At 58.0% G+C, this 12,288-nt stretch carries 13 protein-coding genes and 2 pseudogenes; 11 read left to right on the top strand and 4 right to left on the bottom strand.

Annotated features, from left to right (window positions below; all coding sequences use genetic code 11):
* Positions 1 to 31 precede the first annotated feature (31 nt).
* The 7 genes from ACQZ5N_RS10905 to ACQZ5N_RS10875 all read left to right on the top strand — a co-directional run bounded on the left by ACQZ5N_RS10905 (position 32) and on the right by ACQZ5N_RS10875 (position 6,662).
* A complete protein-coding gene (locus tag ACQZ5N_RS10905; protein WP_080853359.1) occupies positions 32 to 226 on the top strand; it encodes a hypothetical protein in 195 nt (64 codons plus the stop codon).
* 194 nt (positions 227 to 420) lie between these two features.
* On the top strand, positions 421 to 1,437 hold the full coding sequence (locus ACQZ5N_RS10900) for a hypothetical protein (RefSeq protein WP_080854777.1): 1,017 nt from the start codon (positions 421 to 423) through the stop codon (positions 1,435 to 1,437).
* 114 nt (positions 1,438 to 1,551) lie between these two features.
* On the top strand, positions 1,552 to 2,838 hold the full coding sequence (locus tag ACQZ5N_RS10895) for an ABC transporter substrate-binding protein (protein ID WP_448732878.1): 1,287 nt from the start codon (positions 1,552 to 1,554) through the stop codon (positions 2,836 to 2,838).
* 217 nt (positions 2,839 to 3,055) lie between these two features.
* Complete coding sequence (locus ACQZ5N_RS10890) at positions 3,056 to 3,922, top strand: carbohydrate ABC transporter permease (RefSeq protein ID WP_080839283.1); 867 nt, start codon at positions 3,056 to 3,058, stop codon at positions 3,920 to 3,922.
* A complete protein-coding gene (locus ACQZ5N_RS10885) occupies positions 3,919 to 4,752 on the top strand; it encodes a carbohydrate ABC transporter permease (RefSeq protein WP_425644570.1) in 834 nt (277 codons plus the stop codon). Before ACQZ5N_RS10890 ends, ACQZ5N_RS10885 begins: the two co-directional genes overlap by 4 nt.
* Before the next feature lie 4 nt (positions 4,753 to 4,756).
* Entirely contained in the window at positions 4,757 to 5,881 is a 1,125-nt protein-coding gene (locus ACQZ5N_RS10880; RefSeq protein WP_425644571.1) for an ABC transporter ATP-binding protein, read from the top strand.
* 52 nt (positions 5,882 to 5,933) lie between these two features.
* Positions 5,934 to 6,662, top strand: a complete 729-nt coding sequence (locus ACQZ5N_RS10875; protein WP_448732877.1) for an SDR family oxidoreductase — start codon at positions 5,934 to 5,936, stop codon at positions 6,660 to 6,662.
* A 239-nt stretch (positions 6,663 to 6,901) separates the two neighbouring features.
* Here the strand turns inward: ACQZ5N_RS10875 and ACQZ5N_RS10870 are convergent, their stop codons facing one another.
* A complete protein-coding gene (locus ACQZ5N_RS10870) occupies positions 6,902 to 7,306 on the bottom strand; it encodes a hypothetical protein (protein WP_174013269.1) in 405 nt (134 codons plus the stop codon).
* Positions 7,307 to 7,351: 45 nt separating this feature from the next.
* Positions 7,352 to 7,570, bottom strand: a complete 219-nt coding sequence (locus ACQZ5N_RS10865) for a hypothetical protein (protein ID WP_003521599.1) — start codon at positions 7,568 to 7,570, stop codon at positions 7,352 to 7,354.
* A 179-nt stretch (positions 7,571 to 7,749) separates the two neighbouring features.
* On the opposite strand from ACQZ5N_RS10865, the gene ACQZ5N_RS10860 reads away from it, so the two are divergent.
* Positions 7,750 to 8,091 carry an ArsR/SmtB family transcription factor gene (locus tag ACQZ5N_RS10860; protein WP_035261430.1) on the top strand — a complete coding sequence of 114 codons (342 nt, stop codon included), beginning with the start codon at positions 7,750 to 7,752 and terminating at the stop codon, positions 8,089 to 8,091.
* Positions 8,088 to 9,011, top strand: coding sequence for an SRPBCC family protein (locus ACQZ5N_RS10855; RefSeq protein ID WP_448732876.1), 924 nt, complete (start codon positions 8,088 to 8,090; stop codon positions 9,009 to 9,011). Before ACQZ5N_RS10860 ends, ACQZ5N_RS10855 begins: the two co-directional genes overlap by 4 nt.
* Before the next feature lie 184 nt (positions 9,012 to 9,195).
* Here ACQZ5N_RS10855 and ACQZ5N_RS10850 read toward each other — a convergent pair whose 3' ends face one another.
* Positions 9,196 to 9,435: a hypothetical protein gene (locus ACQZ5N_RS10850; protein ID WP_448732875.1), complete on the bottom strand. Its 240-nt coding sequence runs from the start codon at positions 9,433 to 9,435 to the stop codon at positions 9,196 to 9,198.
* Between the two features lie 95 nt (positions 9,436 to 9,530).
* On the opposite strand from ACQZ5N_RS10850, the pseudogene ACQZ5N_RS10845 reads away from it, so the two are divergent.
* Positions 9,531 to 10,474 (top strand): annotated as a pseudogene (locus ACQZ5N_RS10845) (IS630 family transposase).
* An 8-nt stretch (positions 10,475 to 10,482) separates the two neighbouring features.
* On the opposite strand, the pseudogene ACQZ5N_RS10840 reads toward ACQZ5N_RS10845, so the two are convergent.
* Positions 10,483 to 10,623, bottom strand: a pseudogene (locus tag ACQZ5N_RS10840) (transposase); the annotation flags it as partial.
* Between the two features lie 403 nt (positions 10,624 to 11,026).
* Between ACQZ5N_RS10840 and ACQZ5N_RS10835 the strand changes: the two are divergent.
* The gene (locus ACQZ5N_RS10835) at positions 11,027 to 12,205 is read left to right on the top strand and encodes an ApeA N-terminal domain 1-containing protein (protein ID WP_448732874.1); all 1,179 of its coding nucleotides are present in this window, start codon (positions 11,027 to 11,029) and stop codon (positions 12,203 to 12,205) included.
* Positions 12,206 to 12,288: the final 83 nt, after the last annotated feature.

Below are 12,288 nucleotides of genomic sequence, written 5' to 3'. Positions count from 1 at the left end.
CTGAAAATGCTATTTTGCCAGAATTTGCGCAATGCAGCGCATTTTTAAAGCGACGCAGCACATGTTTTGCGCATGCGAAGGTCTTTGGTGGCGTATTGACCGTTGGTTTGCCAAAAATAAAGATATTTCAAGCGTATGGGCTGACGCCCATTATAGCGCTGATGTTTTGTTGATGCGGCATGAAAAGACGCTGGAAGACGTTTGGATGAGCAATTTAAAATATTGATTTCTTTTTATAAAGCTCGAACTTTTGGAATTTTTCGTCCCATCCTTCGGTCAAGAATATGGAGTGAGCCGTCTTCTTTTAGATAGAAAAAGATAGCTATTGACAGATTATGAGAAGTGGCCGTTTATGAATGCAAGTCTGCGGTCGCAATCGAAGCGCTGGCAGCCGAACTCCAACATTCATTGAGGGCTACGATGGTCACGAGACTCGACAGAAAACTGGCGAATATTCGCGCAGGGCGTTACAAACCGTCTGATTTTATCATTGCCGATGCGAAGGACAGCGATGTCGGCGCGGGTGTCTCCGCCACCGGTTTCGACTATTCCGTCAAGCCGCCCCGCCGTCGCACCCGGCAGGAATTCATCACCCAGATCGAGGAGATCATCGACCAGGACGTGGTCGACATCATGCTGGTGTCACAGTCCAATCTCGATCTGCTGGACGAGCGCGGCGCGTTTTCCGGCAGCGAGGTGAAACCGGCCATTCGCGGCAATCTCGAAAGCATGTGCTGGGGTGGCGTGCGACATGGCACCTATACACAGTCCCCATCCGTGCCGTTCCGCGATACGGGTCTTGCCCGCGCCATCGCCAACTACCCGACCTCGGGCACCGATCTCTGCCTTTATTCGGTGTGTTTCACCAACGATCTCGACCGTGACATATGTACGCTGAAAGCTTTCGCCGAGTTCCGCGCCGAAGCGTCGAGGCACAATTTCAAATATTTCTACGAGGTCTTCAATCCGAATGTCGATATCGGCCTGACGCGCGAGCAGACCGGCGAGTTTGTCAACGACCACATCATCAAGTCACTGGCGAGCGTGCCGCGTGCCGAACGGCCGCTGTTTCTCAAGATGCCCTATAACGGGCCGAAGGCGCTGGAGGAACTCGCCTCGTTCGATTCCGAGCTGATCGTCGGCGTGCTTGGCGGCGGAGCGGGCACCACCCGCGATACGTTCGAGCTGGTGGCGCAGTCGGAGCGTTACGGCGCGCGGCTCGCGCTGTTCGGGCGCAAGATCAATCTGGCTGAAGCTCCGCTCAATCTGATCGTGCTGATGCGCGCGGTTGCCGACGGCGCCCTGAAGCCGGAAGAGGCGGTTCGCGCCTATCACGGCGAGTTGCAGACACTGGGGCTTTCCCCGGTACGCCCGCTCGCGGACGACCGCGTCATTACCGAGGACGTGCTGAAAGCGGCGGCGGCCAAGGCGGCCTGATAGCTGCCGGGTTTCGAGTGAACGCGGCTCTGGGGAGGGCCGCGATAAAATCGGGCGGCAGGTCCGCCGGCATCTTTAAACAATGCGTCTTTAAACAATAAAGGGAGGAATATGATGAGGAAGACGTTGTTTCTTGCAACGACAGTTCTGACTGCCGTTCTGTCCGCTGCTGTCGCGAGTGCGGCGCAGAAAGAAGTGACCGTATGGTCATGGTTCGTGCAAAGCACCATGAAGAAGTCGATTGCGGCCTTCGAGAAGGCCCATCCAGACGTGAAGGTGAACTACACCTATTACAATTATTCGCCGGAATATATCACGGCGCTGAAGGCGGCGGCGGCATCCGGGAGTTTGCCTGACATCATCGGCCTGCAGCCGGGGTCCCTCACACAGCAATATCGCGATAATCTGGAGCCCGTAAACGACCGTGCCGCCAAACAATGGGGTGCAACGTGGGAGGAGAAGATTTTCCTCGTCAACCGCAAACAGATGTTGATGGGCAACCCCGCTGGCGACAAGAATTTCTACATCATTCCCCAGGAATCGCAGGTTCTCTGCATCTGGTATAACCGCAAGCTCTTCGAAAAACACAATATCGCTGTGCCGAAGACCTATGCGGAACTGAAGGCTGCTGCCAAGACGCTGAGCGATAACGGCCTCATCCCGATGTTTCAGGGGGCTGCGGACGGCTGGCAGAACGAAAACGTCTTCCTGATGCTCGCCAACCAGTTTTCCCCCGGCATCGTCGACAAGGCGCAGGCGGGTGAAACGCCGTGGACCGCGCCCGAGCTGGTGGCCGCCATGAAGGCGTGGAAGGGTCTGTTCGACGACGGCATCTTCCAGCAGGGTGCGCTTGGCGCGCATGCCTATCCGACCGGCGCGCAGCTCTTCGCACAGGGCAAGGTGGGCATGATGGCGCTTGGCTCCTGGTGGATGCAGGAAAGCAAGTTCCCACCGCCGCTCTCCGAATATGTGCAGAACATGGACGGGTTCGACTTTTTCTACATGCCGCCCGTCAAGGAGGGCAACAAGGCAAGCCCGCCGGTCGGCGGCATCGACATCGGTTATGGCCTGACGAAGAATGGCGGCAAGAATGACGCCGCATGGACCTTTCTTGCCGAGCTGACCAACGGTGTCGGTCTGCAGGAGGCGCTGAACGACCTGAACGATCTGCCGGCCTTCGAAGGCCATACGCCGAAGGGCGATATTACCGACCACGTCAAGCAATTGTCGGCGCGGTTCATGGCAGATCTGCCCAAGGCTGAAAACCAGCGCTTTTCTTCGCCAGCCGTAGCCGAGGCGCTGGACAACGCTCTGGCGGGCGTAGCCGCCGGCAGCATCGAAGCCGAGGCCGCGCTGGCCAAGGTGGACGAGGCGACCAAAAAAGCGCTCGCGTCAAAGTGACAGGCGGCCTCAAGATGCCGGTCGCTGCCAAATGCGCCCGGCGGGTTGAAGCGCATCGACCACGACAAGACCTCCCTGGTGCGCTTCAACACCTTCCGATGCCGTTTCGTTTGATGGCGGCGTGATTATCAATCGGTGAGAAACCATGCGTGCAGAAGTTTTAAGGGCCGGCGCTACGCCTGTCATCATTGAACGCAGCAGAGTTTCGAGGACGTCCATGCTCTATGTCTTCGCGCTTCCTGCCGTTCTGCTGTTTGTCGTTTTCATTGCCTATCCAATCCTCTGGGTGACGGGACAGAGCTTCTATGCGGCTTCCGGCGAGGCACGCAGCTTTGCGGGGTTTTCGAACTACGCCACGGTTCTTGGTGACCCCACCTTCTGGATCGTCGTGCGCAACATGGTGCTCTGGGGTGTCATCACCATTCCGGTCCAGATGCTGGTGGGCGGGGTGCTTGCCTGGTTCATCGAACGGCACACGGACCGGCTGCGCGGTTTCTTCCGCACCATGTTCTTCCTGCCCGTCGTCACCTCCGTTTCGGTGGTCAGCCTTGTCTGGGTGCAGATTTACGCGCCCTATTACGGCATCGCGCAGGAATATCTGAAATATGCCGGCATCGTCATGTCGACCTCGCCGATCGGCGATCCCAAAACGGCGATCTATGCCCTCATTGTCGTCAACATCTGGCAATGGACCGGGTTTTCCATGCTGATGTATATCGCCGGCATCGCCAACATGCCGTCTGAAGTGCTGGATGCGGCGCGCATCGATGGCGCGAAGGGTTTGAAACTCGCCGCCCATGTCGTGGTTCCCATGCTGGCGCCCGCCACGAAATCATTGCTGCTTCTCGGCGTCATCGGCACGCTTCAGACCTTTCCCATCGTGCATCTGATGACCGGCGGCGGCCCAAACCGGGCAAGCGAGGTTTTCGGCACCTTCATCTTCAAGCAGAGCTTTGTGCTGGGCGATACCGGCAGCGGTGCGGCGCTTTCCGTGATCGTTCTTGTCGTGGCGCTTGGCCTCTCGCTGCTGCAGATCGCAGCACTCGGCGCACGGCTGACGCCTGCCGGAAAGGATCGGTCATGACGGCTTTTGCCCGCAACCGCGCACGCGGCCTTCTCATTCATGCGGTGCTGTTCATCGTGCTCGGCATCTGGATGGTCCCGCAGGTCTACATGTTGTCCGTTGGTCTGAGAACGCCGGCGCAGGCATTCGACGCGGCGCTCTTCACATGGCCGGTGACTTTTGACAATTTCATCACCGTCATCCGCGACAATCCGCTCGGCGGCATCTTCCTGAATAGCCTGATCGTCACTGTCGCGACGGTGGCGATCGTGGTTGCCGTATCCTCGCTTTTTGCCTTCTCCATCGCCATCCTTCGGCTGAAGGGCACACTGTTTCTCTACACCACGCTTCTGACCACGCTGATGGTGCCGCTCGCCTCGATGGTGTTGCCGCTTGCCATTCTCCTGAAGAATTTCGGCTGGGTGAACACCTATATCGGGCTGATATTGCCCTATGCCGCACTCGGCGTGCCCTTCGCCATGGTCATTCTGAAATCCTTCATGGAAGACGCGCCGCGTGAACTGTTTGAGGCGGCCAAGGTGGATGGCTGCAACGCCTGGCAGACCTACTGGCATGTGGCGCTGCCGCTGGTGCGCTCGGCGCTGGTTTTCGTCACCATCTGGCAGTTCATCGTCACCTGGAACGAATTTTTCCTGGCGCTGATCGTGCTGACGAAAAGCGAGATGAAGACGCTCACCATCGTGCCCATGCAATATTCCGGCCTCTATATGGCCAACCCCGGTGCGCTGTTTGCGGTGCTGACGCTGATCGCGCTTCCCCTCATTCTTCTTTATGTGCTGGTGCAGCGCGCCTTCGTGCGTGGCCTGACTGCCGGTGCGGTGAAAGGCTAGACCCATGGCAACGCTTTCGATCGACAAAATCACAAAAGCCTTCGGCAGTCTGACGGTCATTCCCGAATTGTCGCTGACCATAGAGGATGGCGAATTCTGCGTGCTGGTCGGCCCCTCCGGTTGCGGAAAATCCACGCTGCTGCGCATCATTGCCGGGCTGGAGCCGATCAGCTCGGGCCGCGTGCTGGTGGATGGCGCGGATATGAGCGATGCCGAGCCGCCCGAACGCGGCGTGGCCATGGTCTTCCAGTCCTATGCGCTTTATCCGCATATGAATGTTGCCCGCAATATCGGCTTCGGGCTGGAAATCGCCCGGACGCCTACGACCGAAATCGGCGAGCGGGTGGGTCGCGCGGCCGGCAAACTCAAGCTTTCGAACTATCTGAAACGCAAGCCACGCGAATTGTCCGGCGGTCAGCGCCAGCGTGTCGCCATCGGTCGGGCGATGACGCGCAAGCCGAAGCTTTTCCTGCTCGATGAACCGCTTTCCAACCTCGATGCGGCCCTGCGCGTCGGCATGCGGGTGGAAATCGCACGGCTGAAGGCGGAACTCGGCTGCACGATGATCTATGTCACACACGACCAGGTGGAAGCGATGACGCTTGCCGACAAGATCGTCGTCATGAATGGCGGCCGCATCGAGCAGATCGGCTCGCCGCTTGCGCTTTACCAGCGCCCCGCCAACCTTTTCGTCGCGGGTTTCATCGGCTCGCCCGCCATGAACCTTCTGAAAGCGCGCGTCGTCGCCGTCGCAGAAGGCATCGCCACCGTGTCTCTCGCCGCCGGTCCCTCCCTCGATATTGCGGTTTCAAGGCCGCTTGAGCCCGGTGACACCGTGACCCTCGGCATCCGCCCCGAACATATTGCAATCGGCGACGGGCAGGGCGGACAGTCCTATCCGATGAAAGCGACGATGGTCGAACTGCTCGGCAGCGATACTTTCATCCATGTCCGCGAGGGCGAGGAAACCATCACCATAAGAGACAGTCTTGGCCGTATGGCGCGGGCGGGCGACCGGATTGCCGTGTCGTTCCCGGCCGCCGCCTGCCATCTGTTCGATGCGAAGGGGCAGAGAGTGTCGCGGGATATGAAGACCCCGCGAGAGACTGAACCGGGGCGGATCAATTGAAACGTTGTGAAGGGTGCGGAATCTTCGGCGCCATGAGGGAGGAAGACGGAAAATGACGGATTTTCAGGGCAGAACGATCCTTGTGACGGGCGGCAGCGGCGGTATCGGCGGGGAAACAGTTCGCCATCTCGTGCGCGCCAATGCCGATGTCATCGCGGCAGGGCGTTCGCAGGAGGCGCTCAATGCCATCGCGAAGGAAACCGGTTGCCGCACATTGACGTTCGATCTCGCCCGCGACGAGGAAATCCGCGCCGCGCTGGAGGGACTGGATCTGTGGGGCGTCGTCAATTGCGGCGGTTTCGGCGGCGAAATCGCCACGCCGATGGATACGGATATCGCCATTTTCGACAAGGTCATCACCATCAATGCGCGCGGGGCGCTACTGGTGACGAAATATGCCAGCCAGTCCATGGTGAGGCTCGGCAAGGGCGGCGCCATCGTCAACGTGTCCAGCCAGGCCGCCCTTGTGGCGCTGCCGGGCCATATCTCCTACGGCTCTTCCAAGGCCGCTCTCGACAATATCACGCGCTGCTCGGCGCTGGAGCTCGGCCGCTACAATATCCGCGTCAACAGCGTCAATCCAACCGTCGTCATGACACCGATCTCGTCCGGCCACTGGAGCCAGCCGCATGTGGCCGAGCCATTCCTGAAGCAGATGCCGCTCGGCCGGTGGGCCAGCGAAGCGGAAATCGCCGCCCCCATCGTCTTCCTGCTCAGTGATGCAGCCTCGATGATTACCGGCGTTTCGCTGCCCATCGATGGCGGTTTCACCTGCTGCTGATCGGGTAAGGATGTATGGCGTCGCGACCCCGTCTGGGAGGCGTCGCCGCCGCATCACGGCTCTTCGAGCCAACATGAGGCTGCGCCGATGAGTTCAGCCTCACCGAAAACACCTTCGCCAACCTAGGCGACGATCCCATCCGGCCGCACGAAAATCGCAAAGTCCGGCGCGCTGCGCCCCACAAGAGCATGATGCGCACCGAGATCGTAACGCAGACCGATACCCCAGACGCGTTCGACTTACACGCCCTTTATGATATTGCAGATGCCCTCGCGAATGACGTTCTTGTCAGCGATCTGTCCTGCCTGAATATTGAAAACGGCATCGATCCGGACAGCATTGCCTTTCTGCCGCGCGACCACCCGCAGCGTCTGAATTCTGCCGCTGCCGCTGGTTTCCTGATGGGCATCGATGGACGAGAGCGCCTTGTTGATCTGGATACCTGAAAAACCTTCAGCAGCGACGGCCTGTGCAAGCTTTTGAAGCACCGCGGGCGCCTTGGCCTTCGGCAGTTCCTGCCATGATTTGTAAGAAACGGCGGTCACCATCGGAACGCCCGAAACGGTGAAGTTCTTCTCGCAGGAAGCTGCGAAGGCAGGGCTTGAGACGGCGATGAGGCCAAGGGCTGCGATGAGGGATTTCATTGGTATGATCCGATCGTTGGTGAAGGTTTTCAACTGTTGCCCATGTCAGAACGACGACCGTTTTCCCCGGTAGGTCGAAGGTGGCGGCAGCGCTTCATGGGCTTGTGCCAGCGTTTCCAGCCATGTTGCGAGGCCATCGGGAACGGCTTCATTGCCGGCTTCCAGCGCTTCTATCCATGAGAGCTCGCATTGCAGGGCAGAGGCAATATTGATTGGCGTCCAGCGGATAACCCGCAGGCATTCATTGAAGCGGTCTGGCGACATGATGATTTGTTATGTTCCCCGTCATTTTCCTGGCGAAGCTCACTCACATGGATGCGAGAGTCAATCATTTTCTGCAACTTTTGATGGATTGTTTCCCCTGTATCCTTCGTCTGATAAAACTTAGTCGACATGCTAAGTTTCTGCTTGCCCCATCGCGATGAAACATGATAGTTAGCAATATGACTAAGCATCATCAGGACCTTTCACTGATCTTCCAGGCTCTGGCCGATCCGACGCGGCGGGCAATTCTGGCGCGCCTCGGCGGCGGTCCGGCGCCGGTCATGGAACTGTCCGCTCCCACGGGGCTGCGTCTGCCCACGGTCATGCGGCATCTTTCCGTGCTGGAGGAGGCAGGGCTGATCGTCACGTCCAAGGATGGGCGGGTGCGCACCTGCGCAATCGTGCCGGAAGCGCTGGAGCCGGTAAGCACATGGCTCGATGAGCAGCGAGCCGTATGGGAAAGCCGGCTTGACCGGCTGGAGGCATTTGCAATGCAGGCCATGAAGGAGGAATCCGAATGACAACGAAACCGGATCAGGAAAGCGCGCACGCTGAACCGCATCAGCCGCAAGACCGTTTTGCAACGCTCAGCTTCGAACGGGAAATTGCCGTTCCGCTATCGGCTCTCTGGCAGGTCTGGCTGTCACCCGCCGCCCGGGCGGTGTGGGCCTCTCCCTCGCCCTCGGTCACCGTGGAGTTCCTGGAGGCGGACAGCAGGCTGGGCGGTCGCGAAGTGTCGCTCTGCAAGGTCGCCGGCCAGCCGGATATTCGCTGTGAATGCGGCTGGCTGGAGCTGCAGCCAACCCGCCGCAGTGTGAATTACGAGGTGGTCTCATCCGGCGGCGTAACCCAGTCGGCAGCGCTGGTAACTGCCGATTTTCAGGCCGCGGAAGAGCGTAGCCGTTTGATCGTAACGGTGCAGCTTTCCTCGCTGGCCGAGGATATGCGCGATGGCTATCAACAAGGTTTCAGCGCCGGTCTCAACAATCTGGCCAGCGTGGCCGGGCGAACCATGGTGCTGGAGCGAACGATAAAGGTGCCGCGAAACATCGTCTGGAAAGCCTGGATGAACGAAAAGACGCTGCCGCAATGGTGGGGCCCGGAAGGGTTTTCCTGCCGCACGAAGAGGATTGATCTGCGGACCGGCGGTGAATGGGTCTTTGACATGATCGGCCCTGACGGCACAGTCTTCCCGAACCATCATCGTTATGTCGAGGTCCGCCCCGAAGAGAGGCTCGCCTATACGCTGCTGTGGGGCGAAAACGGGCCGAAACATGCAGACGCCTGGGCCTCCTTCGAAGATCAGGATGGCGCGACGAAAGTTGTGCTGGGTATGGTGTTCAGCACGGAAGCCGAGTTCCAGCAAGCGAAGGGTTTCGGCGCCGTGGAGCTGGGGCAGCAAACGCTGGGCAAACTGGAACGCTTCGCCAAGGCGCTATAAGTGGAACGTATGGCCCCGCCCTGCTTGCAAGTGTTTTTTGATCCCTGAACAGTCTGCTTCAACGTATTCGGTCTCATGGTCATGCTGCGGCCAAGATGGATATCCGCACGTTCAGAGCCACAATAATCGACTCGGTTTCCAAGAACCATTTCCACTGCTGGGCTATCTCAACGCCGATCAACTGTCAGGCCATCTCCATTCCGCTCGCAAACATCGCAGGCTGCGCACCTGGCAGCCAATCACTCAGTTTGCCGCAAAGCCATAGGACCACTCGTAGGGTTGCCTTTTCCGTAGCGCCGCCCAGGTTTATATGCGCCAGCTTGTTTGCCAGAGCCACGATGACGACATTGCGTTGCACGCCTTGGGACAACATGGTCCTGAGCCATTCGCCGATCGGCATATCGCTTTGACCGAGTGTGTGCATCGCCGTTCTAGAGCATGTCCTGCGATTGATGAATCGATTGCGAGATGACTTCGCCGCTCGAAGCTGATTCAACATCCCCAGCTATGAGGTGGATGATGGGACAGGCCCTGAGCGATGATCTGCGAATACGGGTTTTGAAAGCGTCTGCGTCGGGCCTGTCGGCTCGACAGGCCGCGGCTCGTTTCGGCGTTGGAATTTCGACGGCGATCCGGTGGATCGCGAGAGCGAAAGAGGGTGAGTTAACTCCACGACCACAAGGCTGGAGACGACCATCGGCAGTGGATGCACACGAGGAATTCGTTGTCGCATTGATCGACGATCGTAAAGACGTGACGCTTGATGAGATGGTTGAGCGTTTGTCCGCCGAGCGGCGGGTGAAGATCAGCCGCAGCGCACTTGGCGCCTGGCTGCGAGGCCGTGGATGGACCTTTAAAAAAAGACCGCACATGCATTGGAGCAAGACCGGCCGGACGTGTTGAAACGCCAGCGTGCCTGGTTCGATGGCCAATTGGATCTCGATCCGGAGAAACTGATCTTCATCGATGAAACCGGCCTCTCGACCAAGATGTCACGCCTGCGCGGGCGAGCGTTGCGAGGTGAGCGCTGTCGCGCTGGGGTGCCGCACGGCCATTGGAAAACAACGACCTTCACTGGTGCATTGCGCCTCAGCGGAATGACCGCACCATTCGTCTACGATGGCGCGATGAACGGCAACGTCTTCCTTGCTTACGTCGAGCAGGTGCTGGTGCCGACCCTTGAGATCGGCGACGTGGTCATCATGGATAACCTGCCTGCACACAAAACAGCTGGTGTCCGCGATGCCATCGCGCATGCCGGCGCCAAACTCATGTTCCTTCCGCCCTAGAGTCCGGACTTCAATCCCATCGAGAACGCGTTTTCGAAGCTGAAAGCAATGCTGCGAGGCCGAGCCGAACGCAAGATCGATGCTCTATGGGATGCAGTCGGCGCCTTGATGCCTCGCTTCACTGCCCCAGAATGCGCAAACTACTTCAAGGCCGCTGGATATGACCCAGATTGAACAGGATTTGCTCTGGCACCGTGGACGAGCAGGATTCGCAGATATGTGTTGCCACGCTTTGTTATGCCAAGCAGCCGCGCCTTGCCTCCGGTCGTGAACCGTCGAGGCACAAGTCCCAGCCATGCCCCCAGATCTCGGGCGTGTTGGAAACTACTAGTGAGCCTCGAAGCGAATTGGTGGCGCCGATCGTTCGGAAGAAGTGAAAAACACAATTCGCTGTTTGATCGTTGTCTCGGCATCTCAAGCGAATTACCGAGGCCCTTCTGCCCATCGGATACATAACAGCCGATGATATTGTCGTTCAGGCTCTTACACGAGCGGTAGCTGACGTTTCGAGCTCGGCCCCGAGTTCGAAGGCCATGCTATGGACAAGGCCAGAAGAGATACCAGATGCGGCTCCGATCGCGATTGATATGGCACTTGGTATCGAAACAGTTTAGCCTTCATTTTTGTTGGCGACATCGCGTTGCAACTCAAGTTGGCGCATGATTCCGATCGCCAGTGGGTAAGATCGAATTCAGTATAGCCACTTTCTGGACGGACGCTTCAAACATGAATTTGGACGATGGATACGCCGGGGTTTTCCTTCCGCGCACCGGTGAGTTAGCCGGGCATCTAGACATTGCTGGCGCCAAAAGCTCGCTTCAGCTGATCGGAAAGAGTTTCCCAAATTCGGCCGAGTACGAATATTTCGACATTCACGGCACACTGACGGGTGGCAAAAAGGCTTCGCTTCTAGATTGCGTGTGGCAGGGCCGGACCGAACACCATCTTGAAGATGGCCGGCAATTCGAAAGCACGTTTTTCCCAAACTATGCTGTTGTCGGTGACGAATTTATTGGGTCCAACGAACCAGTAATCCGGGCAGTTAGGTATCATTTCGAAAACGTGTCCAGCCTTGTTAGTGGGCACAAGACGTTCCATTCCCTTCATCCAGATCGCGACGAAGTTGGTCAGCTGCTGAAGAATGACTTCGTGCGGTCAGAGGAAATCGGTAAGCAACATGGTTGGCCTGTCCAACCGTTCGAACCGGAGATCGGCGATCATCCTCATCTGCTCTATTTTAGTGGTGTTTGGGAAATTGTTTCATCCGAGACGAAACTCGGGAGGGTTTCCCTAACTAACCGCAGCTCACATACCATGGGTAGTGCGAAAGGGATTGGGATACAGAACCAAGTGACTGCCAACATCGAGTTTGCTGAGCCCACGACTCTCACAATGGCAATTCGAGCGTTGACGACCCTCCATAGCCTTTTTGAGCTCAGCTTGGGCGGCCGGCAGCGCTACGATTGGATCGAACTCGAGCTCACGCACCAACGGAAGGATCACGACGTCCATCAGAGCGCAAGGTTGTTTTGGAGCCTTTGCAACGAGCGCGTTGAGGGTGATACGAAGACAACGCGAATGGATATCCTCTTAGCCCCCGATTGGCGACCGGACGAATTCGTAAAGGTGGCGGCCGGCTGGATGAATAGTGCAGAGAATATGGGTGATCCGCGAAATCGTTTCGCGACGGCTTTTTTTGGAAGCTATGGTATCAATCGGATAGTCGGCGCTGCCAATATGTTCGATCTTCTGCCTGAAAACTATGCACCAAAGAAAATCGAGGCAGAAGCGCAGCTGAAGGCGGCGGTGGCTGAGTGCCGCGCCAAGTTCGCGACTTTGCCAGATAGTTTCGCTAAACAGTCCGTTCTCTCATCACTAGGAAGAGTAGGTGTTGATTGCCACTGAGAACTGACCCGGCGTGGCGTGATATTTCCATTGAGAATTGACCCATGTTCCAACCTTCCCTCGCATGTTTTCAGCGAGGGCTA

The sequence above is a fragment of the Agrobacterium sp. 22-221-1 genome, from assembly GCF_053522445.1.
The sequence above is the reverse complement of the archived record's forward strand: the minus strand, read 5'-3'. Positions and strand labels throughout refer to the sequence as shown.